Annotated in this window: 23 protein-coding genes, 3 tRNA genes and 1 pseudogene; 16 read left to right on the forward strand and 11 right to left on the reverse strand. The window is 72.4% G+C overall.

What is annotated here, in order from left to right; genetic code table 11:
• The first annotated feature begins 89 nt into the window (after positions 1-89).
• The 6 genes from RWE79_RS21235 (at position 90) to RWE79_RS21260 (ending at position 6,288) form a co-directional block, all read left to right on the forward strand.
• Positions 90-917 carry a tryptophan 2,3-dioxygenase family protein gene (locus tag RWE79_RS21235; protein ID WP_475941652.1) on the forward strand — a complete coding sequence of 276 codons (828 nt, stop codon included), beginning with the start codon at positions 90-92 and terminating at the stop codon, positions 915-917.
• Entirely contained in the window at positions 910-2,106 is a 1,197-nt protein-coding gene (gene kynU / locus RWE79_RS21240; RefSeq protein ID WP_475941653.1) for a kynureninase, read from the forward strand. The genes RWE79_RS21235 and kynU overlap by 8 nt, the downstream gene beginning before the upstream one ends.
• Positions 2,107-2,109: 3 nt before the next feature.
• Complete coding sequence (locus RWE79_RS21245) at positions 2,110-2,952, forward strand: alpha/beta hydrolase family protein (RefSeq protein WP_475941654.1); 843 nt, start codon at positions 2,110-2,112, stop codon at positions 2,950-2,952.
• Positions 2,953-3,037: 85 nt separating this feature from the next.
• The gene (locus RWE79_RS21250; protein WP_475941655.1) at positions 3,038-4,336 is read left to right on the forward strand and encodes a sensor histidine kinase; all 1,299 of its coding nucleotides are present in this window, start codon (positions 3,038-3,040) and stop codon (positions 4,334-4,336) included.
• Positions 4,333-5,019, forward strand: coding sequence for a response regulator (locus RWE79_RS21255; protein ID WP_475941656.1), 687 nt, complete (start codon positions 4,333-4,335; stop codon positions 5,017-5,019). Before RWE79_RS21250 ends, RWE79_RS21255 begins: the two co-directional genes overlap by 4 nt.
• A 51-nt stretch (positions 5,020-5,070) precedes the next feature.
• Entirely contained in the window at positions 5,071-6,288 is a 1,218-nt protein-coding gene (locus RWE79_RS21260) for a cytochrome P450 (RefSeq protein ID WP_475941657.1), read from the forward strand.
• Here the strand turns inward: RWE79_RS21260 and RWE79_RS21265 are convergent.
• Together RWE79_RS21265 and RWE79_RS21270 are read right to left on the reverse strand one after the other, a co-directional pair.
• Complete coding sequence (locus tag RWE79_RS21265; RefSeq protein ID WP_475941658.1) at positions 6,278-7,864, reverse strand: ABC transporter permease; 1,587 nt, start codon at positions 7,862-7,864, stop codon at positions 6,278-6,280. The two genes, RWE79_RS21260 and RWE79_RS21265, sit on opposite strands and share 11 nt — an antisense overlap.
• Positions 7,861-8,754, reverse strand: a complete 894-nt coding sequence (locus RWE79_RS21270) for an ABC transporter ATP-binding protein (RefSeq protein ID WP_475941659.1) — start codon at positions 8,752-8,754, stop codon at positions 7,861-7,863. The genes RWE79_RS21265 and RWE79_RS21270 overlap by 4 nt, the downstream gene beginning before the upstream one ends.
• A gap of 182 nt (positions 8,755-8,936) precedes the next feature.
• Between RWE79_RS21270 and RWE79_RS21275 the strand changes: the two genes are divergently transcribed.
• Positions 8,937-9,347 (forward strand): GbsR/MarR family transcriptional regulator, encoded by a 411-nt coding sequence (locus tag RWE79_RS21275; protein ID WP_475945976.1) that lies wholly within the window; start codon positions 8,937-8,939, stop codon positions 9,345-9,347.
• Positions 9,348-9,444: 97 nt separating this feature from the next.
• Here the strand turns inward: RWE79_RS21275 and RWE79_RS21280 are convergent, their stop codons facing one another.
• Positions 9,445-10,191: a serine/threonine-protein kinase gene (locus RWE79_RS21280; protein ID WP_475945978.1), complete on the reverse strand. Its 747-nt coding sequence runs from the start codon at positions 10,189-10,191 to the stop codon at positions 9,445-9,447.
• 222 nt (positions 10,192-10,413) lie between these two features.
• Between RWE79_RS21280 and RWE79_RS21285 the strand changes: the two genes are divergently transcribed.
• The 4 genes from RWE79_RS21285 (at position 10,414) to RWE79_RS21300 (ending at position 14,744) form a co-directional block, all read left to right on the forward strand.
• Positions 10,414-11,697 carry an adenylosuccinate synthase gene (locus RWE79_RS21285; protein WP_475941660.1) on the forward strand — a complete coding sequence of 428 codons (1,284 nt, stop codon included), beginning with the start codon at positions 10,414-10,416 and terminating at the stop codon, positions 11,695-11,697.
• A 162-nt stretch (positions 11,698-11,859) separates the two neighbouring features.
• The gene (locus RWE79_RS21290) at positions 11,860-13,218 is read left to right on the forward strand and encodes an aminotransferase class III-fold pyridoxal phosphate-dependent enzyme (protein WP_475941661.1); all 1,359 of its coding nucleotides are present in this window, start codon (positions 11,860-11,862) and stop codon (positions 13,216-13,218) included.
• 134 nt (positions 13,219-13,352) lie between these two features.
• Positions 13,353-14,027 carry a GntR family transcriptional regulator gene (locus tag RWE79_RS21295; RefSeq protein WP_475941662.1) on the forward strand — a complete coding sequence of 225 codons (675 nt, stop codon included), beginning with the start codon at positions 13,353-13,355 and terminating at the stop codon, positions 14,025-14,027.
• 60 nt (positions 14,028-14,087) lie between these two features.
• A complete protein-coding gene (locus RWE79_RS21300; protein ID WP_475941663.1) occupies positions 14,088-14,744 on the forward strand; it encodes a hypothetical protein in 657 nt (218 codons plus the stop codon).
• A gap of 99 nt (positions 14,745-14,843) precedes the next feature.
• On the opposite strand, the gene RWE79_RS21305 is transcribed toward RWE79_RS21300, so the two are convergent.
• Entirely contained in the window at positions 14,844-15,596 is a 753-nt protein-coding gene (locus RWE79_RS21305) for an SLATT domain-containing protein (protein WP_475941664.1), read from the reverse strand.
• A gap of 307 nt (positions 15,597-15,903) precedes the next feature.
• Here RWE79_RS21305 and purD point away from each other — a divergent pair, with 307 nt between their 5' ends.
• From purD to RWE79_RS21320, 3 genes are all read left to right on the forward strand, one after another.
• A complete protein-coding gene (gene purD, locus RWE79_RS21310; protein ID WP_475941665.1) occupies positions 15,904-17,217 on the forward strand; it encodes a phosphoribosylamine--glycine ligase in 1,314 nt (437 codons plus the stop codon).
• A 263-nt stretch (positions 17,218-17,480) separates the two neighbouring features.
• Complete coding sequence (locus tag RWE79_RS21315; protein WP_475945980.1) at positions 17,481-19,190, forward strand: hypothetical protein; 1,710 nt, start codon at positions 17,481-17,483, stop codon at positions 19,188-19,190.
• Between the two features lie 135 nt (positions 19,191-19,325).
• Positions 19,326-20,819: a N,N-dimethylformamidase beta subunit family domain-containing protein gene (locus RWE79_RS21320; protein WP_475945982.1), complete on the forward strand. Its 1,494-nt coding sequence runs from the start codon at positions 19,326-19,328 to the stop codon at positions 20,817-20,819.
• On the opposite strand, the gene RWE79_RS21325 is transcribed toward RWE79_RS21320, so the two are convergent.
• From RWE79_RS21325 to RWE79_RS21335, 3 genes and pseudogenes are all read right to left on the reverse strand, one after another.
• Positions 20,816-21,391, reverse strand: a complete 576-nt coding sequence (locus RWE79_RS21325; protein WP_475941666.1) for a hypothetical protein — start codon at positions 21,389-21,391, stop codon at positions 20,816-20,818. The two genes, RWE79_RS21320 and RWE79_RS21325, sit on opposite strands and share 4 nt — an antisense overlap.
• Positions 21,301-21,663 carry a hypothetical protein gene (locus RWE79_RS21330; protein ID WP_475941667.1) on the reverse strand — a complete coding sequence of 121 codons (363 nt, stop codon included), beginning with the start codon at positions 21,661-21,663 and terminating at the stop codon, positions 21,301-21,303. Before RWE79_RS21330 ends, RWE79_RS21325 begins: the two co-directional genes overlap by 91 nt.
• Positions 21,660-21,997, reverse strand: a pseudogene (locus RWE79_RS21335) (PadR family transcriptional regulator). The gene RWE79_RS21330 and the pseudogene RWE79_RS21335 overlap by 4 nt, the downstream one beginning before the upstream one ends.
• Before the next feature lie 101 nt (positions 21,998-22,098).
• Here RWE79_RS21335 and RWE79_RS21340 point away from each other — a divergent pair.
• Positions 22,099-22,995 carry a phosphoribosylaminoimidazolesuccinocarboxamide synthase gene (locus tag RWE79_RS21340; RefSeq protein ID WP_475941668.1) on the forward strand — a complete coding sequence of 299 codons (897 nt, stop codon included), beginning with the start codon at positions 22,099-22,101 and terminating at the stop codon, positions 22,993-22,995.
• A gap of 81 nt (positions 22,996-23,076) precedes the next feature.
• On the opposite strand, the gene RWE79_RS21345 is transcribed toward RWE79_RS21340, so the two are convergent.
• From RWE79_RS21345 to RWE79_RS21360, 4 genes are all read right to left on the reverse strand, one after another.
• A tRNA-Gly gene (locus RWE79_RS21345) sits at positions 23,077-23,152 on the reverse strand.
• 137 nt (positions 23,153-23,289) lie between these two features.
• A tRNA-Gly gene (locus tag RWE79_RS21350) sits at positions 23,290-23,362 on the reverse strand.
• Between the two features lie 55 nt (positions 23,363-23,417).
• Positions 23,418-23,489: transfer RNA gene (locus RWE79_RS21355), tRNA-Gly, on the reverse strand.
• 99 nt (positions 23,490-23,588) lie between these two features.
• Positions 23,589-23,906, reverse strand: coding sequence for a histone-like nucleoid-structuring protein Lsr2 (locus tag RWE79_RS21360; RefSeq protein ID WP_475941669.1), 318 nt, complete (start codon positions 23,904-23,906; stop codon positions 23,589-23,591).
• 264 nt (positions 23,907-24,170) lie between these two features.
• Between RWE79_RS21360 and purS the strand changes: the two genes are divergently transcribed.
• On the forward strand, positions 24,171-24,416 hold the full coding sequence (gene purS, locus RWE79_RS21365) for a phosphoribosylformylglycinamidine synthase subunit PurS (protein WP_475941670.1): 246 nt from the start codon (positions 24,171-24,173) through the stop codon (positions 24,414-24,416).
• Positions 24,417-24,465 lie beyond the last annotated feature (49 nt).

Consider the following 24,465-nt stretch of genomic DNA (forward strand, 5'->3'; position numbering starts at 1 on the left):
GCGCGCGGGCCCGAGGGGACCGGAGTTCCGCAGCCGACGGGCGCGGGACGGACCGCTACCCGGTAGCGCATTTCTCGACGGAGAACCTGATGTCCCAGCAACCCCACCACGCCCCGAACCTCGACTTCGCGGGCACGACTCCCTATGAGGACTACGTCCAGGCGGATGTCCTCACCCACCTCCAGCACCCGCTCTCGGACGACCCGGGAGAGATGGTCTTCCTGGTCACCACCCAGGTCATGGAGCTGTGGTTCACCGTCATCGTCCATGAGTGGCAGACCGCCGCTGCGGCCCTGCGCCGTGACGACCTGCCGGTGGCGCTGGCCGCACTGCGGCGCAGCACCTACGAACTCGAATCGCTCAACGCGTCGTGGAAGCCGCTCGCCCACCTCACCCCGGCCCAGTTCAACGCCTACCGCAGCGCGCTGGGCGAGGGCTCGGGGTTCCAGTCCGCGATGTACCGGCGGATGGAGTTCCTGCTCGGCGAGAAGTCCGCGTCGATGCTGGTCCCGCACCGGGGCGCGCCGCGCGTCCACGACGAACTGGAGAAGGCCCTCCAGGAACCCGGCCTGTACGACGAGGCGCTGGCCTTCCTCGCCCGGCGCGGCCACGCCGTGCCCGCCGAGGTACTGCAACGGGACATGTCGCGGCGCCACGACGCCGATCCGGGCGTGGAACGGGTCTGGCAGGAGATCTACGCCGGCCCCGACCAGGACGGCGAGGAGGTCCGCCTCGGGGAGGCACTGACCGAGGTCGCCGAACTGGTCTGGCGCTGGCGCAACGACCATCTGGTCGCCACCCGCCGCGCGATGGGCGCCAAGGCAGGCACGGGCGGCTCCGCCGGGGTGGCCTGGCTGGAGAAACGTGCCGCCAAGAACGTCTTCCCCGAGCTGTGGACGGCCCGCAGCCATGTCTGACGAACTCGCCCTCAGGGCCGGGCGGCTCGACGCCGCCGACGAACTCGCCAAAGCCCGCGACCGCTTCGTGCTGGACGACGCCGTCTATCTCGACGGCAACTCCCTGGGCGCGCTGCCCGCCGCCGTCGCCCCGCGCCTGCGGGACGTGGTGACCCGTGAATGGGGCGAGCTGCGCATCCGCTCCTGGGACGAGAGCGGCTGGTGGACCGCCCCCGAGCGGGTCGGTGACCGGATAGCGCCGCTGATCGGGGCCGCGCCGGGTCAGGTCGTGGCCGGTGACTCGACCAGCGTGAACGTCTTCAAGGCGGTCGTCGCCGCGATCCGGATGGCCGGACCCGACCGCGACGAGGTGCTGGTCGACGCCGCCACCTTCCCGACCGACGGCTACATCGCCGAGTCCGCCGCCCGGATGACCGGCCGCACGATACGAGCCGTCCCGGCCGCCGCCATGGCCGCGGAGGCGGGCCCGCGCACCGCCGTCGCGCTGGTCAACCATGTCGACTACCGCACCGGACGGCTGCACGACCTGCCCGGCGTCACCGCCGCCGTGCACGCCGCCGGCGCCCTCGCCGTCTGGGACCTGTGCCACAGCGCGGGCGCGCTCCCGGTCGGCCTGGACGAGCACGGCGTCGACCTGGCCGTCGGCTGCACCTACAAGTACCTCAACGGCGGACCCGGAGCCCCGGCGTATCTCTACGTACGCCGCGAGCACCAGCCCCGCTTCGACTCCCCGCTGCCGGGCTGGAACTCGCACCGGGAGCCCTTCGCCATGCAGACCGCCTACCGGGCGGCCGACGGCAGCGCGCGGGGCCGGGTCGGCACACCCGAGATCCTCTCGCTGCTCGCGCTGGACGCGGCCCTGGACGTCTGGGACGGGGTCGGCATCGGGGCGGTGCGCGCCAAGAGCCTCGCCCTCACCGACTTCTTCCTGGAGTGCGTGGCCGGCTGCGTACCGGCCGGGGTGGTCGAGCCGGTGACCCCGGCGGCCCACGAACAGCGCGGCAGCCAGATCGCGTTGCGCTGCCCGGACGCCGACGAGGTGATGCGGGCGCTGATCGCCCGGGGCGTCGTCGGGGATTTCCGGCCACCGGATATCCTCCGCTTCGGCTTCACCCCGCTCTACACGCGCTACGCCGATGTGCTGCGCGCCGCGCGCACACTCGGATCCGTCCTGGAAGGAATCACGTAAGGCATGCCCAACGAGGAGGAGTCGGCCTTCGCGCACGCGCCCGTCCCACCGGACGCCACCGCCGCGTACGGCGAACACCCGGACCAGGTGGTCGACTTCTACCGGCCGGGCGGGGACCGCAGGGCCCCGCTCGTGGTGCTCTTCCACGGCGGCGCGTGGCGTGCGCCCCACGACAGGGCGCACGTCTCGCCGCTGGCGGCCTTCCTCGCCCGAGGCCACGGCCTCGCCGTCGCGTCGGTGGAGTACCGGCGCGGCGGCGGACCGCCGACGGCGGCCGGCCGCTGGCCCGACACCCTGGACGACGCGGCGGCCGCCGTCGAGGCCGTGCCGGGGCTCGCCGTCACCGCGCTCGGCGAGGACGCCGTGGACCCCCGGCGCATCGTGCTCGCCGGCCACTCCGCCGGCGGCCACCTCGCGCTGTGGGCCGCCGCCCGGCACGTACTGCCCCCGGACTCCCGCTGGCACCGCCCCTCACCTCCCCCGCTGCGTGGCGTGGTCGCACTCGCGCCGATCGCGGACTTCGGGTCCGCGCGGGCGCTGGGTGTGTGCGGCGACGCCGTCGTCGAGTTCCTCGGCGGACCGGAGCCGGAGCACTTCGGGGCACGGCTGCCCCACGCCGATCCCGCCGCGCTGCTGCCCACCGGTATCGCCACCACCATCGTGCACGGTGCCACTGACAGTGACGTCCCGCCGGAGGTCGCCGAGGCCTACGCGACCGCGTCGGCGAAGGAGGGTCAGGAGATACAGTTCACGCTGCTCGACGGCGTCGGGCACTTCGCCCTCATCGACCCCTCGGCGGACGCGGCCGCCGTCGTCGCCGAGGAGATCGCCCAACTCGCCTGGTGATCAGCGGCGTAGTACTTGAGGGGGACGCCGGCACATCATCTCCGCAGCGGACGACGCCGGACGTCCCGCTCCCTACGGTGAGAGCGTGAAAGAGACCAGCAGCCATCCCACAGACCTGCAGAACGAACTCCGCATCGCCCGGTCGGTGTGGGACGGATTCCGGCAGGACCTGATAACCGATGCCTTCGCGCTGCGGCCACTGCCGCTGCTGGCGGCCGACGGCGCCTTCGTCCGCAGGCTCCCGGGCGCCGCGCTGCGCGAGCGGGCCCGCCGGCTGCCGCACCTGATGATCGGGCTGGTGGCCTTCTGGGTACTGGTCCTGGGCGTCAACGAGGGGGACTCCGAGGGCCAGGCCGCGTTCGCCTCGGTGTGCGCGGCGATCCCGATCGTCATGACGCTGTTCCGTCCCGTCGGGGCGTGGTGGCTGTCGGTCGGGGCGACCCTGACCCTGGGCGCCGCCACCGACAGTTCCATGGCGTGGCCCTGGACGGCCGGCGGCGGGGTCGCGTACCTCACCGTGATGGCCGTGGTGGCGGCACGCTCCAGGCCCCGGGTGGCCGCGGAGATGTGGCTGATCACCGTGTTCATCGGGTTCGTCTTCACGCTCTCCAACGGCTGGCGGGACTCCGACAGCGGGGTGATGGTGGTGCTCTCCACCCTCCTGCTGATGGCCGTCTGGACGATCCGCAGCTCCCGTACGACCAAGCGGCAGGCCGCCGTCACCGAGGTCGAGCGCTCCCGGCGCACGGTCCTGGAGGAGCGCACCACCATCGCCCGGGAACTGCACGACGTCGTCGCACACCACATGTCCGTCATCGCCATCCAGGCCGAAGCGGCCCCCTACCGCGTCAGCGATCCACCCGAGGAACTGACCCGCAGCTTCGCGATCATCCGCGAGAACGCCGTCATCGCCCTTACCGAACTGCGCCGCGTGCTCGGTGTCGTACGTGCGGAGGAGTCCTTCGCCGACGCCGGACCGGAGGCGCCGCAGCCCACCCTGGCCGCGCTCGACAGCCTGCTCGCCAATGTGCGCGACGCCGGACTGGACGTCGACAAGGCCGTCACCGGCGCGGTCCGCACCCTCCCGCAGGGCGTCGAGCTCTCCGCCTACCGCATCATCCAGGAGGCCCTCAGCAACGCGCTGCGCCACGCCCCCGGCGCACCCGCCCGCGTCGAGATCTCCTACGTCCCGGTCGGCCTCGGCCTCCGCGTCGTCAACGGCCCGCCCACGGACGCCGTACGGCCCTCGCCCGGCGCCGGGCACGGACTGCTCGGGATGCGCGAGCGCGCCGCGATGCTGGGCGGCGAGGTCACCGCCGAACCCACCGACGAAGGCGGCTACGAGGTCGTCGCCTTCCTGCCCGTGACGACGGACGCCGTATGACGCCCCCGCCCCCGCCCCCGCCCCCGCCCATCCGGGTCCTCATCGTCGACGACCAGATGATGGTCCGTGAGGGCTTCTCGGTCCTGCTCGGCGCCCAGCCCGGCATCGAGGTGGTCGGCGAGGCCGTCGACGGGCGGCACGCCGTGTCCCAGGTCGCCGCGCTGCGCCCCGACGTGGTCCTCATGGACATCCGGATGCCCGAGCTCAACGGCCTCGAAGCCACCCGCGAGATCATCGCCGCCGACGCCTCCGCCAAGGTCCTGGTCCTCACCACCTTCGACCTCGACGAGTACGTCTACCAGGCGCTGCGCGCCGGGGCCTCCGGCTTCCTCCTCAAGGACGCCTCGGCCCGGCAACTCGCCGACGGCGTGCGCATCGTCGCCGCCGGCGAGGCGCTGCTCGCCCCCACCGTCACCAAGCGCCTCATCACCGAGTTCTCCCGCCTCGGCACCCCGCGCCCGCCCTCCCAGGACCGGGTGGGCGACCTGACGGAACGCGAGACCGAGGTGCTGGTGCTGGTCGCCCAGGGGCTGTCCAACGCGGAGATCGCCGCGCACCTGATCGTGGCCGAGTCGACGGTGAAGACCCATGTCAGCCGGGTGCTGGTCAAGCTCGGCCTGCGCGACCGAACCCAGGCGGCGGTCTTCGCCTACGAGAACCGGCTGGTCACCCCCGGTGCCTGACAGGGGTGCGCCTCCTCGGTCCCACTGCCGGGCCGGATACCCTCCGGGAGCATGAGCACTGCAGCGCCTGTCTTCGACCCGTGGTCGCCCGAGTTCGTGGCCAACCCCTACCCGGCCTATGCCGAGCTGCGCGCGGCCGGCCGCGCGCACTGGTTCGAGCCCAGCGGGCAGTGGCTCATCCCGCACTACGAGGACGTGAACGCGCTGCTGCGGGACCGCCGGCTGGGGCGGACGTATCTGCATCGCTTCAGCCACGAGGAGTTCGGCAGAACGGCGCCACCGCCGGAGCACGAGCCCTTCCACACCCTCAACGGCAACGGGCTGCTGGACCTGGAGGCACCGGACCACACCCGTATCCGGCGTCTGGTGTCCAAGGCGTTCACACCCCGGACGGTCGAGCGGCTGACGCCGACGGTGCGGCGGCTGGCCGAGGAGCTGGTGGACGACCTGCTGGCGGACGGCGGCGGCGACCTGATGGCGAAGGTCGCGGAGCCGCTGCCCGTGGCGGTGATCGCGGAGATGCTGGGAATACCGCCGGCGGACCGGCACCTGCTCCGGCCCTGGTCGGCGGACATCGTCGGGATGTTCGAGCTCAACCCCGGCGAGGAGGTGGCGCGGCGCGCGGTGCGGGCGAGCGTGGAGTTCTCCGCGTATCTGCGCGAACTGATCGCCGAGCGCCGCAAGGCACCGGGCGACGACCTGGTCAGCGCGCTGATCGCCGCCCATGACGAGGGCGACCGGCTGAGCGAGCAGGAGATGATCTCGACCTGCGTGCTGCTGCTGAACGCCGGTCACGAGGCGACGGTCAACACCACCGGCAACGGCTGGTGGACGCTCTTCCGCCACCCCGAACAGCTCGAAGCCCTCCGCGCGGCACCCGAGGCGCTGCTGCCCGCCGCCGTCGAGGAACTGATGCGCTTCGACACGCCGCTGCAGATGTTCGAGCGGTGGGTGCTGGACGACATCGAGCTCGGCGGGACGGTCATTCCCCGGGGCAGCGAGGTGGCGCTGATCTTCGGCTCGGCCAACCGCGACCCGGCCCGCTTCGACCGCCCGGACGAACTGCTGCTGGACCGGACGGAGAACCCGCACGTCACCTTCGGCGCCGGCATCCACTTCTGCCTGGGCGCCCCGCTGGCCCGGATCGAACTCGCCGCCTCCTTCGGCACCCTGCTGCGCCGGGCACCGGGCCTGCGGCTGGTCGCCGAGCCGGAGTGGAACCCGGGCTACGTCATCCGCGGCCTGAGCGCGCTGAACGTCACGCTATGAGGTCCCGGCGGCGCAGGGCGGCCAGCCCGGCGCCGCCCAGGGCCGCGGCGAGGAGGGTCAGGAGCAGCAGCGGCCCGGCCGTGACCTCGGCGGAGGGAACCTTGGGCAGGTGGGTGAAGACCGAGAGGTCCATCGCCCAGTGGTTGAGCCCGAGGGCGGGGCCGTAGAGACCGATGGCGAGGGTCAGTGAGGCCACGCTCCAGCTCGCCTTCGCCAGCCTGGGCGTCAGGCCGTGGAGCAGCAGGGCGACCGACGCCACCACCCAGACCGCCGGGAGCTGGACGAGGCCGGCGCCGACGAGCCGTCCGGGCGGGCCGCCTGTGTCGTCGACGGTGGCGCCGTAGCCGAGGCCCATGGTCAGCCCCGCGAGGAGCATCAGCAGAACGGATCCGGCGGCTGCCACGGACAGGTGGCTCGCGGCCCACCGCAACCGGCTGACCCCGGTGCTGAGGACGGGTTCGGCCCGGCCGGAGGTCTCCTCGGTGTGCAGCCGCAGGACCGCCTGCACGGCATAGACCGCGGCGATCATGCCCATGACGCCGATCATCGCGGCGAGGTAGGAGTCCACGAGCCCGGACGCCCCGCCCATGTACCGCATGGTGTCGGCGAGCCGCTGGTTGTCGCGGACGAGGTCGGCCGCGCCGTTGGTGATGGCCCCGAGGGCGGCGCCGCCCACGGCGAAGCCGAGGGCCCAGCCGGCCAGGGAGCCGCGCTGGAGCCGCCAGGCGAGCCCGAAGACGCCGTGCAGCCGGGGCCCGGCCTCCGCGGGACCCGGACGGGAGGGCAGCAGCGAGGCGTCCAGGTCGCGCCGGGCGACCAGGGCGTAGGCCACGGCGACGAGCCCGGCTACCCAGACCACGAACAGCCCGGCCACCCACCAGCGTTCGCCCCCGTACGGCCGCAGGTTCTCCGCCCAGCCCAGGGGCGAGAGCCAGCTCAGGGTGCCGGACCCGGCGTCCCCCGTCGCCCGGAGCAGGAAGGCGAGCGCCAGCACGGCGCCGGCCATGCCCTTGGCGGTCCGGGCGCTCTCCGTCAGCTGGGCGGTGACCGCCGCGACCGCGGCGAACGCGCACCCCGCGCCGGCGAAGGCGAGCCCGAGGGCCAGCGCTCCGGCGGCCCCCTGCCCGAGCAGGGCCAGGGTGACGAGCAGCCCGAGGAGCAGCGAGGCCCCGAAAGCGGTGGTGAGGGCGGCGGTCAGCGGCGCCCGCCGCCCGACCGCGCCGGCGCCGATCAGTTCGAGCCGGCCGGCCTCCTCTTCCTCCCGGGTGTGCCGCACGACGAGCAGCAGAGCCATCAGCCCGGCCAGGGCCGCGCCGAAGGCCAGGGTCCGCCAGGCCGTCAGCCCGCCGGTACCGGTGTCGAAGACCGGGCCGTACAGCGCGCGCAGCGAGCCGTTTCCGGTGGCGCTGGACGCCACGGCGGCCCGCTTCGCCCCGGTGTCGTACAGCTTGCCGAAGGCGGCGGCGGTGGAGGCCACCATCAGAGCGAGCGGCAGCACCCAGGCCGGGATCATGATCCGGTCGCGGCGCAGAGCGAGCAGGGTGAGGATGCCGGTGCCCCTCATCGTGCCTCTCATCGGACCGGTTCTTCCTCGTAGTGCCGCAGGAAGAGCTCCTCCAGTGTCGGAGGTCTGCTGATCAGGCTGCGGACACCCGACTCGCCGAGCTGGCGAAGCACCGCGTCGAGCTTGTCCGTGTCGACCTGGAGCTTCACGCGGCTGCCCGAGACGTCCAGCCCGTGGACGCCGGGCAGCCGGCCGAGCCCGTTCGGCGGGCCGGCGAGCTCGGCGGTGACGGAGGTGCGGGTCAGATGACGCAGCTCGGCCAGGGTGCCGGTCTCCACGGTGCGGCCCTTGCGGATGATGCTGACGCGGTCGCACAGCGCCTCGACCTCGCTGAGGATGTGGCTGGACAGCAGCACCGTCCGCCCCCGGTCGCGCTCACGTACGACGCACTCGCGGAAGACCTCCTCCATGAGCGGGTCGAGCCCGGAGGTCGGCTCGTCCATGATCAGCAGGTCGACGTCGGAGGCGAAGGCGGCGACCAGGGCGACCTTCTGCCGGTTGCCCTTGGAGTAGGCCCGGCCCTTCTTCGTCGGGTCGAGCTCGAAGCGCTCCAGCAGCTCCTTTCTGCGGTTGCCGTCCAGGCCGCCGCGGAGTCGGCCGAGCAGGTCGATGACCTCACCGCCGCTCAGATCGCGCCACAGCGTGACGTCGCCCGGCACATACGCGAGCCGCCGGTGCAGCTCGACAGCGTCCCGCCACGGATCGCCGCCGAGCAGCCGCACCGCGCCCCGGTCGGCACGCAGCAGGCCGAGCAGGACGCGGATCGCCGTGGACTTCCCGGCGCCGTTCGGGCCGAGGAAGCCGTGCACCTCTCCGGTGCGGACCGTCAGGTCCAGGCCGTCCAACGCGTGTGTCCGGCCGAAGGACTTGTGCAGTCCCGCCACACTGATTGCCTCCGTCATGTTTCTGAATGTACGCTACTTTCAGGAAGTTGTGAAGATGGCGAAGAGTGTAAACTCCGATGCGGGCAGGCGCCGCTGGTGGAGCGGGCACCTGCGTCTGATGTGTTCGAACGGAGGCGGTCGTGGAAGCCGAGTCCCTGACGTTCGTCGAGCGGTTCGCCGCCGAGCTCGTCGAAGCCGGCATGCAGCGGATGGCCGCCCGCGTCTTCGCGGCTCTCCTCGCCTCCGACGACGGCGCGCTCAGCTCGGCCGAGCTGGGGGAGCGGCTGCGGATCAGCCCGGCGGCCGTCTCCGGCGCGGTGCGCTATCTCTCCCAGGTCGGCATGGTCTCCCGCGAGCGGGAGCCCGGCTCACGGCGCGAGCGCTACCGGGTCCACAACGACCTCTGGTACGAGTCGATCACCCGCCGCGACCAGGTCCTGCTGCGCTGGCGGAACACCCTGCGCGGCGGTGCCGAGGCCCTGGGCCCCGACACGCCGGCCGGGATGCGGATGGCCGAGACCGCCGCCTTCTTCGAGTTCCTGCACGACGAGATGCTGGGCGTGATGGACCGCTGGCGCGAGCACAAGGCCCGGCAGGGCCCGGCGCTGTGACCGCCGGAGTCCACCGCGTCGTGCGGCCTTCGGCCGCGCCTGCCCGCAACCGCCGGACCGGGGATCCCCGGCGGTAGGTGGCCGGGGGCGCTGATTCTCAGCGCGGCACCGTGAGCCGCCAGGCCGCCGGCTGCAGGGTCCAGGTGCGCGTGCGCACCGGCCCGGTCACCGAGGTGTCCGCCCGGTAGCGGAAGTCGCGCCCCGAGACGGTGACGGTACGGGCCGCCACCGAGACCGGGCCCGCGCCGTTGCGGCCGCGCACCAGCACCTCGGCGAAGCCGGGCTGCTGCGCCGTACGCACCGACACCTCCCGCACCGGCCGGTCGAGATCGGCCAGCAGGACGCCGTCGGCCTCCACGCGCAGCCGCTGCGGATGGCCGGCCGGCACCAGGGACCGCACCAGCGAGCGCGCGGCCAGTTCCACCGGTGTCCACCACTGCCGGGCCGGGGGCGGTACGGCGCCGCACGGGATGCGCAGCGCGCCGACCACGATCCCGCCGCTCTCGTCGACCAGCAGATCCAGCTCCCGTTCCGCCCCGTCCAGCACCGCCCGCGCCGCCGGCACCGCCCCGGACGGCACGCCCAGCGCCCGGGCCAGCGGCAGCGACGCCCGGTGCCCGACCGGCACCAGCGCCACCGGGGCGTCGCCGAGCGCGCGCTCCCGGTGCAGCGTGCGCAGCGCGCGCAGCAGCGCCGCGTCGTCACCGATGACGACCGGCCGCCGCCTTCCCCGGTGGACCAGCGCCCGGTCCACTTCTTCCGCCGTGTCGGGAAGTGCGATCTTTACGGAGGAAGACCCCGCGCACAGGACATCCTTTGCGATTCGCACGGATTCGCCGTCCATGGCACGGGCCGCCGGGTCGATGACCACCAGCAGGGAGTGCCCCCGGCCGGATGCCGGGGGATGTCCCGGTCGCTGAGCCGACACCTTGGTCCTTCCTCAGGTAATATCTCGGTGCAAGAGCCCCTTGCGCCGTCTTGCGCCAGGGGCTTCGTCTATTCCGGGGCACCGGTTCGACGGCTCTGCGCACGTTGGACATGCCCCGCCCGGAAGGGGTGTACGCCTGTGCCCGCACTTGTGCTGCTCGGTGCTCAGTGGGGTGACGAAGGCAAGGGGAAGGCCACCGACCTGCTCGGTGGCTCGGTCGACTATGTAGTGCGTTACCAGGGCGGCAACAACGCCGGCCACACCGTCGTCGTCGGTGACCAGAAGTACGCGCTGCATCTCCTCCCCTCCGGAATCCTGTCGCCGGGGTGCACCCCGGTCATCGGAAACGGTGTCGTCATCGACCCGGCGGTCCTGCTCTCCGAGCTGAGCGGGCTGAACGAGCGCGGCATCGACACGTCCAAGCTCCTGATCAGCGGTAACGCTCACCTGATCACTCCGTATCACCAGACCATCGACAAGGTGACCGAGCGCTTCCTCGGCAAGCGCAAGATCGGGACCACCGGGCGCGGCATCGGCCCCGCCTACGCCGACAAGATCAACCGGGTCGGCATCCGGGTTCAGGACCTCTTCGACGAGTCGATCCTGGTCCAGAAGGTCGACGCCGCACTCAACGACAAGAACCAGGTGCTGGTCAAGCTCTTCAACCGCCGCGCGATCAGCGCCGAGCAGGTCGTCGAGGAGTACCTGGGTTACGCGGAGCAGATCAAGGACTACGTCACCGACACCACCCTGGTCCTCAACCAGGCGCTGGAGCAGGACAAGGTCGTTCTCCTGGAGGGCGGCCAGGGCACCCTGCTCGACGTCGACCACGGCACGTATCCCTTCGTCACCTCGTCCAACCCGACCGCCGGCGGTGCCTGCACCGGCTCCGGCATCGGCCCGACGAAGATCACCCGGGTCATCGGCATCCTCAAGGCCTACACCACCCGTGTCGGTGCCGGCCCGTTCCCGACCGAACTGCTCGACGCGGACGGCGAGGCGCTGCGCAGGATCGGCGGCGAGCGCGGTGTGACCACCGGCCGCGACCGGCGCTGCGGCTGGTTCGACGCGGTCATCGCCCGCTACGCGACCCGGGTCAACGGCCTCACCGACTTCTTCCTCACCAAGCTCGACGTCCTCACCGGCTGGGAGCAGATCCCGGTCTGCGTCGCCTACGAGATCGACGGTGAGCGGTTCGAGGAACTGCCGTTCAGCCAGACCGACTTCCACCACGCCACGCCGGTCTACGAGTACCTGCCGGGCTGGTCCGAGGACATCAGCAAGGCGAAGACCTTCGACGACCTGCCCAAGAACGCGCAGGACTACGTGAAGGCGCTGGAGGAGATGTCCGGCGCGCCGATCTCCGCGATCGGTGTCGGCCCGGGCCGCACCGAGACCATCGAGATCAACTCCTTCCTGTAGGTCCGGCGAGCCGGTAGGTCCGACGAGCCCGCACGGGGCGCCCGGTAAGGGCCGCCCGCCATGGCGCTCGCCCCTTACCCCGACAGACTGTCGGCGTGAGTGGCGAGCGCCATACAGGGTGACGGTGGCCTGCCGACGCGGCGATTCCCTAGCCTGGGGCGTATGACCCTTCCTCACGCTGACCCCGAGACCGGAGCCGCCGTCAAGGCCGCCGACCGCGCCCACGTCTTCCACTCCTGGTCCGCGCAGGAGGTCATCGATCCGCTCGCGGTGGCCGGCGCCGAAGGCTCGTACTTCTGGGACTACGACGGCAAGCGGTACCTCGACTTCTCCAGCGGTCTGGTCTACACCAACATCGGTTACCAGCACCCCAGGGTCGTCGCCGCGATCCAGGAGCAGGCGGGCAGGCTGACCACCTTCGCGCCCGCCTTCGCGATCGAGTCCCGTTCCGAGGCGGCCCGGCTGATCGCCGAGCGCACCCCGGGCGACCTGAACAAGATCTTCTTCACCAACGGCGGCGCCGAGGCCGTGGAGAACGCCATACGCCTGGCCCGGCTGCACACCGGCCGGCACAAGGTGCTGAGCGCCTACCGCTCGTACCACGGCGCCACCTCCACCGCGATCAACCTGACCGGCGACCCGCGCCGCTGGCCGTCCGACCTGGGCGCGGCGGGCGTCGTCCACTTCTGGGCGCCGTTCCTGTACCGCTCGGCGTTCTACTCCGAGACCGAGGAGCAGGAGACCCAGCGCGCGCTCCAGCACCTTGAGGACACCATCGCCTTCGAGGGCCCGGCCACCATCGCCGCGATCATCCTGGAGACCGTCCCCGGCACCGCCGGGATCATGACCCCGCCGCCCGGCTACCTCCAGGGCGTACGCGAGATCTGCGACCGCCACGGCATCATCCTCACCTTCGACGAGGTCATGGCGGGCTTCGGCCGCACCGGCAAGTGGTTCGCCGCCGAGCACTTCGGCGTCACGCCCGACCTGCTGACCTTCGCCAAGGGCGTCAACTCCGGCTACGTACCGCTCGGCGGCGTCGCCATCAGCGAGGAGATCGCGGCCACCTTCGCCACCCGCCCCTACCCCGGCGGTCTGACCTACTCCGGCCACCCGCTGGCCTGCGCCGCCGCCGTCGCCACCATCCACGTGATGGAGGACGAGGGCGTGGTCGACAACGCCGCCCGCGTCGGGGCCGACATCATCGGCCCCGGGCTGCGCGCCATCGCCGACCGCCATCCGAGCGTCGGCGAGGTGCGCGGCCTGGGCATGTTCTGGGCGCTGGAGCTGGTCAAGGACAAGGCGACCCGCGAGCCGCTGGTGCCCTACAACGCGGCGGGCGCCGCCAACGCGCCGATGGCCGAGTTCGCGGCGGCCTGCAAGCGCAGCGGCCTGTGGCCCTTCGTGAACATGAACCGCACGCACGTCGTCCCGGCCTGCAACATCAGCGATGCCGAGGCCAAGGAAGGCCTCGCACTCCTCGACGAGGCCCTGTCGGTCGCGGACGCGCACACCGTGTAAGGCCTTACCGCGTTGTCGCGCCTGTCCCGCTTGTTCTGTCTGTCACTCCGCTGTCTCGCGTAACGCTTTGTCGTGGCCCTCACCTAAGGTTGGCGGGGGCCACGGCCTCGTCACGGATGAGGCGGAGGAGGAACATGCCGGACAGCACACCCGTCAGACGGAGCAGCCTGCGGCAGCAGATCGCCGACGCGCTGCGCGACGAGGTGCTCACCGGCAGACTCCAGGCGGGCCACCACTTCACCGTCAAGGAGATCGCCGAGCTGTACGGGGTCTCCGCCACGCCCGTCCGTGAGGCGCTGGTCGACCTCGCCGCGCAGGGCCTGCTCGACCTGGAGCAGCACCGCGGCTTCCAGGTGCGCCGCTTCACCCTCAGGGACTTCCGGTCGATGCTGGAGGCCCGCACCCTGGTCACCGACGGCATCTTCCGCCGTATCGCCGCCCGCGGCATGCGCGAGGCCGAGCCCACCGCGCTCGCGTCCGTACGCCGCAGGGCCGAGGCCGCGGCCCGCGCCGCGCGCGCCGGGGAACTGGACATCCTCATCGGCCACGACCTGCGCTTCTGGCGCGAGGGCACGGCCCTGGCCGGCAACGCGCATATCGGCGAGTTCCTGGACCGCCTGCGCACGCACACCTGGGTCTACGCGGTGCCCTTATTGCGCAAGGCGCCCTCGCCTGCCGGACTGTGCTGGTCGGACCACGTCGAGCTCACCACGGCCGTCGCCGACCGCGACCCGGACGCCGTCCAGCGCATCATGAACGAGTACAACGAGCACATGCTCGCACTGGTGGACAAGCTCTCCCTCTCCTGACGCACAGCGCACATCCCACTACGCTGTCCCGAACCTGACGACGGACTTGGAGCGTTGCCTGTGGCCTGCGACTTGTGGCTGGTTCCCCTCGTGGATGTGCTCTGTCACAGCCCGGAAAACCCGTTCGCCGAGGAAATCGCCCGCTATGACAAGGCGTTGAGCGAGGCCGGACTGCCTCCGGTGCCCGTCTACAGCTATATGCCGGGACTCTCCGGCGACGTCGCGCCCGTCGCGGGCTTCGACTACGACGCGCTGCACTTCCTCAGGCGCGCGTATCTGCTGCACCTGCAGGGCCTGGAGGTCACCCCGGTCGACGAACTCGGCGGCGACTACGAGCAGTTGCTGGAAATGTTCGAGGCCACGGCCCAGCAGTCGCACCTGGTCTGGCACTACGACCACGCCGGCGGATACGTCCCGCTCGACTTCGCCCAGCCCGTCGTCAGCGACGAACTCCTCGAAGGCGGCGGCCCGCTGGGCTCCTCCCACGGCCTGCTGCGCGAACTGGAGCTGGTCGCCCCGGTCATCGGCATCGATCCCCGCAACCCGCCCCCGCCGCCCGCGCCCCCGGTCCGCGCCACGGACCTGGAGGAGCCGTCGCCGATGCCGTACGGTCCCGCGGACGACAGCCCCTTCGCCCGTGAACGCCACGTCTGGCTGGGCCTGCACGCGGCGGCGACCCGCTCCCTGGGGCAGGGCTCGATGATCGTCTTCAGCTGACCGGTCCGCCGGGACCGGCCACCGCCGGTCCCGGCGGGTCCCCCCTGGGCCCGGCCGGTCCCGGCAGGCGGTCCAGGCAGGTCCCGGCCGGGCCTCGCGTCAGCTCGCGCGCGGCCCCTCGGGGGGCCGCTGGCGCGGCATGTTCGGCCGCCCGCCGGGCAGCAGCGGGAACCGGCCCACGGGCGCGCCGCTCTCGGCCCGCTGTCCCCAGCCTCCGGCCAGTGACTGCGTGCGCAACTGCGGGCTCGCGGCGTGGAAGTCCACCATCCAGTCGGCGGTTTCCGTGCGCACGAGTTCCGACACGTCGTCGCTGAAGCGCCGCAGCACCCCCAGGCACCGCTCGGCCGCCTCGGCGGCCGTGCCCTCGGTGGGACCCAGCACCTCACGCACGGACTCCGACGCCCAGTCGAAGCGCAGCGTGTCGAGCCTGCGTTGTACGGCCTGCGCCGTCGCGACATCGCGCATCCATCCGGCCGACAGGCCGAAGGCCCGGTCCAGGCCCACGCAGATCGCGGCGGCGAGCAGCGCGATCACCGCCCCGCGCAACGGCCCGGTCAGGGCCAGCACGGCGCCGGTGGCGGTGCTCAACGCCGCGCCGAGCCGCAGCGCACGGGCCCAGCGGCGCTTGTGGACCCGGTCCCCGAGATACCAGTCGGCGGTGCGCAGCGCGCCCTCCTCGGCCCACCGGTACAGCTCCTCCAGCCGCTCGGCCGGCTCCCCCCAGTCGCCCAGCGGAAACGGCAGCGCGCGCAGATCCTCCCGTTGCCGCCTCTCGGGGGTCTCCCGGTCCCGCTCCGGATCCCGCTCCCGGTCCCGTGGGGCTTCCTCGGGATACATGTCCGGCTGGCTCACTGCGCGCTCCCTCGCATTCCGGCGGACCTCCCGACCGATCGGCCACCTTCTTACCGCCGAACGGCTGACCGTGCAGGCCCGATCCTGACTTTTCCCTCCGTTCGTGGCCCGTGGTCAGGTATACGCCTATACCTCCGCCACCCGAACGAGTGACCCGTCCTTACGGGGCCCGGTCGCCTCCGCCGCGCTCGGCCACCGCCGGGGTCCACCCGGACGGACCCCGGGGGAGGCCGGTCGTGCGGGTGGTCCGGCCCCGGCCCGGCGGCCCCGGGGCCGGACCAGGGCCGGAGGCCGATACGCTGGGCGCGTGAAGGTCCTTGTCATCGGCGGCGGAGCCCGCGAACACGCCCTGTGCCGTGCCCTGTCCCTCGACCCCGACGTGAGCGCGCTGCACTGCGCGCCCGGCAACGCCGGCATCGCCGACGTGGCGGAGCTGCACGTCGTCGACGCCCTCGACGGCGCCGCGGTGGCCGACCTCGCCGTGCGCCTGGAGGCGGACCTCGTCGTGGTCGGCCCGGAGGCGCCGCTGGTGGCCGGAGTGGCCGACGCGGTGCGCGCACGGGGCGTCGACTGCTTCGGCCCGAGCCGGGAGGCGGCGGCCCTGGAGGGGTCCAAGGCCTTCGCGAAGGACGTGATGGCCGCCGCGGGCGTGCCCACGGCCCGCAGCTATGTGTGCACGACCCCCACCGAGGTGGACCGGGCGCTGGACGCCTTCGGCGCGCCGTACGTCGTCAAGGACGACGGGCTGGCGGCCGGCAAGGGCGTCGTCGTCACCGACGACCTCGAAGCGGCCCGCGCGCACGCCAACGCCTGTGAGCGCGTGGTGATCGAGGAGTTCCTGGACGGCCCGGAGGTCTCGCTCTTCGCGGTGACCGACGGCGAGACCGTCGTACCCCTCCAGCCGGCCCAGGACTTCAAGCGCGCGCTCGACGCCGACCAGGGCCCGAACACCGGCGGTATGGGCGCCTACAGCCCGCTGCCGTGGGCGGACCCGAAGCTGGTGGACGAGGTCGAGCGGACCGTCCTGCAGCCGACCGTGGACGAGCTGCGCCGCCGGGGCACCCCGTTCTCGGGCCTGCTCTACGCGGGGCTGGCGATCACCTCGCGCGGCGTGCGCGTCATCGAGTTCAACGCGCGGTTCGGCGACCCGGAGACCCAGGTCGTGCTGGCCCGGCTCAAGACCCCGCTGGCCGGTCTGCTGCGCGCCTCGGCCAACGGCACCCTCGCGGCCTTCCCCACCCTGCGCTGGAGTGACGGCGCCGCGGTGACCGTCGTGATCGCCTCGCACAACTACCCGGACACCCCCCGGACCGGTGACCCCATCACGGGTCTGGAAGCGGTCGCGGACAAGGACGAGCACGCCTACGTCCTGCACGCGGGCACCAGGCTCGACGCCGAGGGGCGGACCGTCAGCGCGGGCGGCCGTGTCCTGTCGGTCACGGCGACCGGCTCCGGTCTCGGCAAGGCCCGTGAGCGGGCCTACCGGGCGGTGGAGCGGATCACGCTGGACGGCTCCCACCACCGTACGGACATCGCGGCCCTGGCGGCCGCCGCCGCTGCGGCCACGACAGCGGCGGTCACGACGGCCGAGTCGGCCGGCGCTCCGGCCGCCGAAGGGTAACCGATCTTCTGACCGGCTCTGACCAAAGCCACTCCATGGGGTGATGACTGGGCCATATGGATGACTCCGCCCCGCTCCCCAACTAGGGTTCCCGGCAAGTGCACTGCCGCGCTGCGGCAACTGGCCGTACGGACATTGCGGTGTCAGTGGGCGGTGCGACAGTGGGGACATGCACAGGCATGCGGTCGCGTCGGCTGGGTCGGCTGGGGGTGAGCAGCACATTGGCCGGAGAAGCAGGTGAGGGATTCGCGCAGGCCCGCGCGATGTCGGTGCTGCGGATCCGCGGCACCGCGCTGGCGGTCGCCCTGCTGCCCGCAGCCGTGGCGGTCGTCCTGCTCGTGGGCGGAGCGACCGGCCGGATCGCCGGCGACACCTCGCACACCGTCCGCTGGCCGGTGGTCGGGTGTGCCGTGCTCGTGCTGCTGCTCGCGGCTGCCGTCGCGGCCGTGATCGTACGGGCCAGGCCCGCCGTCAGCCCCACCGTGCCGGTGGCCGAGTCCGCCGCGCCCGATCTCTACCGGATGGTCCGGGACCTGGCGGTACGCCTCCAGGTCCCGGCGCCCTCCTCGATAGAGCTGACGCCCGACTGCGACAGCTGGCTGGAGGACCGGACACACCAGTCCCGGTCCCGCCGCCGTCGCACGGCGAAGGGTGCCCCGGACTCCCCGGTCGCGCCGGCCTCCCCCACCGCCCCGGTCCTCGTCATCGGCTCGCCCTTCATGTGGTGGATGCGGGTGGCCGAGCTACGGGCCCTGCTCGCCCCCGTGGTGGCCGGCACCGGCCCCGCCGCGGATCCGGACATAGCCGCGGCCCGTCGCTTCGTACGCGGTCTGGACGCGGCGGTGGCCATCAGCGCCCAGTCCTCGGGCCGGCGCGGCGCACGACGGCTCGTGCGCCCCGCGTACGCCTTCCTCGGGTGGGTCGCCCGGCTGCTGCTGCGCGGCTGCCGGGCGCACGCCGCCGAGATGGAACGGGCGGTGGCCGCCTCGGCGTCCGAGCGGGCGCAGGCGGTCGACTACGGCCTGCGGATCGTGGCCCAGGAACAGGTCGGCCTGGCCTACGCGGGCTGGGACCGGCTGCTGACCAGGGTCGCCCTGCCGGCCTGGCGGATGGGCCGCTGGCCGTCCCGGCTGGACGCCGGCGTGGTGGCCGCGCTGACCGAGCTGTCCCGCCGGGACCGGCTCGCGGAGGGCTTCGAGTCACGGCTCGGCGAGCGCCCGGCCTGCGATCTGCTCGAAGAGCCCGGCACGGTGGACGAGGCCGCCTCGCTGCTCGCCGCCCGGCTCTTCCACGCCGGGCCGCAGCGCCCCGGCCCCGACTGGGCGCCGGTCGGCTGGGACACCTATCCCGAGGAGGTCGTCGACCGGATCTGGCGCAGTGACGCCGCCCGGCTCGTCACCGTGCTGGACGAGGTGGGCGGCCCGGTCGTACGGACCCCGTCCGGCGGACCGGCCGCGGCGGATGTCACCCAGCCCGCGCCGGCCCCGGAGAGACTGCTGATGGGCGTGCACGCCCGGCGCGCCTCGCTGCCGCCCGAGGTGCTGGACGAGCCGGGCCGCGCCACCCTGGCCCGGGTCCTGGACCGCCTCGCCGCCGGCGGCAGCGAGGAGCTGGCCGCCCGGATCACCGGCCATGTCGCCCGCGAGGAGGAGGCGGCCCGCCGTATACCCGGCGCCAAAGACCCCGAGGATCCCGCGGCGCCGGCGGTGTACCAGCTCCTTCCGCCCCGCACGGGCCGGGAACTGCTCACCGACCATGTCACCGCCATGGTCTGCTGCGCGGCGGTGGACACCGCCGGCGCCGCCCCGGGACTCGACTGGCTCGACGGCCCGACCCTGCTGGTCAACGGCGCCCGCAGGGCCGACCTCGCCTGGCCGGTGCTGCGGCTGGTCGAGAACGCCGACCCGGCGCCGCTGCGCTCCTGGCTCGGCGCGGTCGGCGTCCGGCTGGAGAAGCCGGTCCGCCTTGTCTGACGAGGCGTGGAGAACTGACCGAATTTGTGCATCAATTCGCCACGAACAGTAACGGCGTGCGTGCTTTATGTGATGTGCTGGACCCGCAAACGCACCTACACCACCTCGGGGGAGCGGGACGAGGAGGGGAGCGCCGTGGGACCGGAGAGAGTCCGCCGTTGGCAGTCAGGCGCGCTGGCGCACGGGGTCGGCGACCCCTTCGGCCAGGGCCCGGTGCCGTGGCTGCGCGGCACGACCGAGTATCTGGACGAGGAGACCGGCCAGGTCGTCCCCTGGTACGTCGACCTCGCCGTCAGCAGCGGCGAGAGCGTCCCCCGCCCCCGCAAGAGCCCCGGCCCGCGCTCCTCGGACGACGTGAAGCGCCAGATCAAGGGCTTCGCCTCCACGGGCGCGGTGGCCCCCGGCGAGGCCATCGACTTCCGCGTCACCGTCGACCCGCCCCAGCAGTTCGGCATCGACATCTACCGCATCGGCCACTACGGCGGCGACGGCGCCGCCCAGGTCACCACCAGCCCCCGGCTCTCCGGCATCGTCCAGCCGCTGCCGCTGGCCGCCGGCCGCACCATCTCCTGCCACCACTGGTGGCAGTCGTGGCGCCTCCAGGTCCCCTCGTACTGGAAGACCGGGGCCTACGTCGCCGTACTCACCACCGACGACGGTTACCGCAGCCATGTCCCCTTCACCGTCCGCGACCCGGAGGCCGTCGCCGACCTGCTGCTCCTGCTGCCCGACATCACCTGGCAGGCGTACAACCTCTACCCGGAGGACGGCCACACCGGCGCCAGCCTCTATCACGCGTGGGACGACCGGGGCCGGCTGCTCGGCGAGGAGGACGCCGCCGTCACCGTCTCCTTCGACCGCCCCTACGCCGGCGCGGGCCTGCCCCTCCACGTCGGCCACGCCTACGACTTCATCCGCTGGGCCGAGCGCTACGGCTACGACCTCGCCTACGCCGACGCCCGCGATCTGCACGCCGGCCGCGTCGACCCCGGCCGCTACCGGGGCCTGGTCTTCCCCGGCCACGACGAGTACTGGTCGGTGCCCATGCGCCGGGCCGTCGAGGCCGCCCGCGACCAGGGCACTTCGCTGGTCTTCCTCTCCGCCAACACCATGTACTGGCAGGTCGAGCTCGATCCGTCCCCCGCCGGTGAGCCGCACCGCCTGCTCAGCTGCCGCAAGCGCCGCTCCGACCCCCGCGGCCGCACCGCCCTGTGGCGGGACCAGGGCGAGCCCGAGCAGCTGATCCTCGGCATCCAGTACGCCGGCCGGGTCCCGGAGCCGTCGCCCCTGGTCGTCCGCAACGCCGGTCACTGGCTCTGGGAGGCCACCGGCGCCGCCGACGGCGAGGAGATCCCCGGCCTGGTGGCGGGCGAGGCCGACCGCTACTTCCCCCGTACGTCCCTCCCGCCCACCCGGAGCCGCATCCTGCTGGCCCACTCCCCGTACGAGGACACCGCCGGCCGCCCCCGCCACCAGGAGACCTCCCTCTACCAGGCCCCCAGCGGCGCCCTCGTCTTCGCCTCCGGCACCTTCGCGTGGTCGCCCGCGCTGGACCGCCCCGGCCATGTGGACCCGCGTATCCAGCGCGCGACCGCCAACCTCCTGGACCGGATCAGCAAGCGCGGTTAGGCCCTGCTCAGGCGCGGTCGCCGTAGCCGTACGGCCGCCACGGCCGCGCACACGACCAGTGCGGCGGCGAGGACAAGGCCGTAGGGCTGCTGGTCCGGATAGCCGTGCCGTAGTCCGCGCAGGGAATCAAGGATGAGAAGCAGCGTGGTGCCGAGTCCCAGGGGCAGGAAGGCGAGAGCGACCCCCAGGGGCAGCAGCCGCTCCCGATCGGCGCACAGCAGTCCCACGCAGGCGATCATCGCGGGGAACAGCAGATACTGGAGCACCCGGCCGGGAATCACGGTCGAGGAAGCCTGGATGGCCAGGGCCACCAGGAACGCGAGCGCGACGGCCCGCTGCCGCGCCCGCCCCGCGCCGCCGAGCAGATCCGGCGGGGCGGCCACCAGCAGCAGCGACCACGCCGGCCCCGAGGCCAGCCACGCCAGGATCACGGTCCTGTCCGGCCCGCCGACGTGGCGGGAGTACTCCAGGGACTCGGAGTTCAGCAGGGCCACGAAGACCAGCGTCCCGGCCCCCGCCACTGCCGCCAGTGCCCGCGCCGCCGTCCAGCGGCCGAAGAGCGCCGCGCCCATCGCCAGCACCCACACCGCGGCCACCGCGAGGTGGGCCCGGCCGGAGCCGTCTCGGCCGCCAGCCGTCCAGGGAGGCGTGCGGAGGTCAGGCGGGTACGCAGCCGCAGTCCGTGCGCGGCGACGTCGAAGGCCTCGCGCGCGGTGCCGATCCGCCCCGCGCCCGTCGTCGTGTCGGCGAACACCCCGGCGATCTCGTCCTGGCGGTCCCGGCGGTACGCGGCGGGGTACAGCCGCAGTGCGAGCCGCAGCACTCCGGTGATCGGCTCGCTCATGCCATTCCCCCCGCCGTGCGCGGCTGCACCCGGCGGCCCAGCCGCCGTTCGGCTTCGGCCGCCAGTGTCAGCAGCCGTTCGGCCTCGGCCGTGGGTGCGGCCCGGCCGCTGTCCGTCAGGGCGTAGGTGCGCCGGGCTCGGCCGTCCACGATCTCCTCCCGGTCGACGCGGATCAGCCCCTGTCCGAGCAGCCGGTCCAGCGCGCCGTACAGCGTCCCGGTGCGCATGGTGACGCGGCCTTCGGAGATCGCGGAGATTTCCTGGATGAGGGCGTAGCCGTGCCGGGGGCGTCGGCCAGTGCTGTGAGCAGGAGCAGCGTGGGCTCCTGGTCCAGAGGACCGCGCGATCCGGTGCGGCCCTCAGCGGACCCGGCGCGCGCCGGGACGCACGCCGTGCGGGAGAATCGGGAGCTGAACCGCCGACCGGGGAGGACCCATGTCCGGATTCGTCGACAAGCCCGAGCCCGTGCGCGTGCCAGGGCTGGTGCATCTGCACACCGGCAAGGTGCGCGACCTGTACCAGAACGAGGCCGGAGAGCTGGTGATGGTGGCCAGCGACCGGATGTCCGCGTACGACTGGGTGCTGCCCACCGAGATCCCGGACAAGGGCCGGGTGCTCACCCGGTTGTCCCTGTGGTGGTTCGACCAGCTGGCCGACATCGTGCCGCACCACGTCATCTCCACGGAGGTCCCCGAGGGCGCCCCCGCCGACTGGGCGGGCCGCACCACGGTCTGCAGGTCGCTGCGGATGGTGCCGGTGGAGTGTGTCGCCCGGGGCTATCTGACCGGGTCCGGGCTGGCCGAGTACGAGCAGGACCGCACGGTGTGCGGGGTGACCCTTCCGGAGGGGCTGGTCGACGGCTCCGAGCTGCCCGCGCCGATCTTCACCCCGGCGACGAAGGCCGCGGTCGGCGAGCACGACGAGAACGTGCCGTACGAGGAGGTCGCCCGCCAGGTGGGCGCGGACACCGCCGCCCAGCTGCGCCAGGCGACGCTGGCCGTATACGGGCGGGCCCGGGACATCGCGCGCGAGCGGGGCATCATCCTGGCCGACACGAAGTTCGAGTTCGGCTTCGACGGCGAGACGCTCACCATCGCCGACGAGGTGCTGACCCCGGACTCGTCGCGCTTCTGGCCCGCCGACCTCTGGGAGCCGGGGCACCCGCAGCCCTCGTACGACAAGCAGTTCGTGCGCGACTGGCTGACCTCGCCGGCCTCCGGCTGGGACCGCGGGAGCGAGCAGCCGCCGCCCGCGCTGCCCGCCGAGGTGGTCGAGCAGACCCGCGCCAAGTACATCGAGGCCTTCGAAAGGCTGACGGGCACCGCCTGGTGACACACCTGGTGACACACCTGGCGACCCGCCCGGTGAAACGACGAGGGCCCCGGATCGGATGATCCGGGGCCCTCGTACCTGTGGAGCGGACGACGAGGTTCGAACTCGCGACCTCAACCTTGGCAAGGTTGCGCTCTACCAGCTGAGCTACGTCCGCCTGCGGTGTTGCGAGGCCTACTCTAACCGAGCCCCGCGCAGGCGCCAAACCTGATATTGGCCCCTCTTGATCCGCCGGGCCGGGACCGACACGACGAAGGCCCCCGACCGGAATCCGGTCAAGGGCCTTCGTACAAGAGCGGACGACGAGATTCGAACTCGCGACCCTCACCTTGGCAAGGTGATGCTCTACCAACTGAGCCACGTCCGCACGGCGACCACTGTACCTGATCCCATTGAACAGCGGGATCAGGTATGGCAGTCAGAGCGGGTGACAGGAATCGCACACTGCGCCTCCCCCCTGGAAGGGGGGCGCTCTACTACTGAGCTACACCCGCGTGACCTCCGCTGACCTGGCCTTTTCGGCCCTGCCCTCGGCGTGTTCCAAACTGTAGCGGATCACCCGGGGTGCCTGTCCAATCGGCCCGGCCGGCGGCTCAACTGGCGTCGGTGAACGCTTCGTAGACCTTCTTGGGGATGCGGCCGCGCGGCGGCACGTCGAAGCCGTTCGAGCGGGCCCAGGCGCGCACCGCCGCCGGGTCGGGGGCTACCGAGGTGCGCTTGTAGGTCTTGCCGGAGCGGGCGTGCTTGCGCCCCGCCTCGACGTACGGAGAGAGCGCATCGCGCAGTTTGTCCGCATTGACGGTCGAGAGGTCGATCTCGTAGGACTTCCCGTCCAGGCCGAAAGTGATCGTTTCCTCCGCTTCGCCGCCGTCGAGATCGTCGGAGAGGGTGACCACTACGCGCTGCGCCATGGATGGGTCCTTTCGTGCGGAACAGGTTCGCACCTGTGATGACCGTCGATGTTGTATCGAATCCGAGCGGCCCGGGTCAATACTTTTCATTTGTACATCGGGAAACATTGTGACGGGAAGCCCCGAAATATTTCCTCAGCGTGTCCCTGGAGCAATGACCGCCGCCTGATTTCCGCACGCATTTCGACCCATATCTACTCGCGTAGATTTTCGTACGGGGTACGCTGAGGGACGTCTCACGCAACACCACCACCGGGAGTGACCGTGGCACGCGTCGTAGTCGACGTCATGCTCAAGCCGGAGATCCTCGACCCCCAGGGCCAGGCGGTGCAGCGTGCGCTGCCGCGTCTCGGGTTCGAGGGAATCGCAGATGTCCGGCAGGGCAAGCGCTTTGAACTCGAAGTCGAGGGGCCGGTCGACGACGCCGCCCTCGGCCGTATCCGCGAGATGGCCGAGACCTTCCTCGCCAACACCGTGATCGAGGATTTCACCGTGAGGGTCGACTCGTGAGCGACGCACACGAGCTCACCGGGTCGTTGACGACCCCCGACGCGCGCGC

Source organism: Streptomyces sp. RLA131 (assembly GCF_056270125.1).

Coding starts and splice junctions, on each gene's coding strand:
- RWE79_RS21255 (WP_475941656.1), top strand. CDS start 4,333: ATGACGCCCCCGCCCCCGCCCCCGCCCCCGCCCATCCGGGTCCTCATC.
- RWE79_RS21245 (WP_475941654.1), top strand. CDS start 2,110: ATGCCCAACGAGGAGGAGTCGGCCTTCGCGCACGCGCCCGTCCCACCG.
- RWE79_RS21280 (WP_475945978.1), bottom strand. CDS start 10,191: ATGGACGGCGAATCCGTGCGAATCGCAAAGGATGTCCTGTGCGCGGGG.
- RWE79_RS21260 (WP_475941657.1), top strand. CDS start 5,071: ATGAGCACTGCAGCGCCTGTCTTCGACCCGTGGTCGCCCGAGTTCGTG.
- RWE79_RS21235 (WP_475941652.1), top strand. CDS start 90: ATGTCCCAGCAACCCCACCACGCCCCGAACCTCGACTTCGCGGGCACG.
- RWE79_RS21330 (WP_475941667.1), bottom strand. CDS start 21,663: ATGAGCGAGCCGATCACCGGAGTGCTGCGGCTCGCACTGCGGCTGTAC.
- RWE79_RS21270 (WP_475941659.1), bottom strand. CDS start 8,754: ATGACGGAGGCAATCAGTGTGGCGGGACTGCACAAGTCCTTCGGCCGG.
- RWE79_RS21340 (WP_475941668.1), top strand. CDS start 22,099: ATGTCCGGATTCGTCGACAAGCCCGAGCCCGTGCGCGTGCCAGGGCTG.
- RWE79_RS21295 (WP_475941662.1), top strand. CDS start 13,353: ATGCCGGACAGCACACCCGTCAGACGGAGCAGCCTGCGGCAGCAGATC.
- RWE79_RS21275 (WP_475945976.1), top strand. CDS start 8,937: ATGCAGCGGATGGCCGCCCGCGTCTTCGCGGCTCTCCTCGCCTCCGAC.
- RWE79_RS21290 (WP_475941661.1), top strand. CDS start 11,860: ATGACCCTTCCTCACGCTGACCCCGAGACCGGAGCCGCCGTCAAGGCC.
- RWE79_RS21325 (WP_475941666.1), bottom strand. CDS start 21,391: ATGGGCGCGGCGCTCTTCGGCCGCTGGACGGCGGCGCGGGCACTGGCG.
- kynU (WP_475941653.1), top strand. CDS start 910: ATGTCTGACGAACTCGCCCTCAGGGCCGGGCGGCTCGACGCCGCCGAC.
- RWE79_RS21360 (WP_475941669.1), bottom strand. CDS start 23,906: ATGGCGCAGCGCGTAGTGGTCACCCTCTCCGACGATCTCGACGGCGGC.
- RWE79_RS21265 (WP_475941658.1), bottom strand. CDS start 7,864: ATGAGAGGCACGATGAGGGGCACCGGCATCCTCACCCTGCTCGCTCTG.
- RWE79_RS21315 (WP_475945980.1), top strand. CDS start 17,481: ATGTCGGTGCTGCGGATCCGCGGCACCGCGCTGGCGGTCGCCCTGCTG.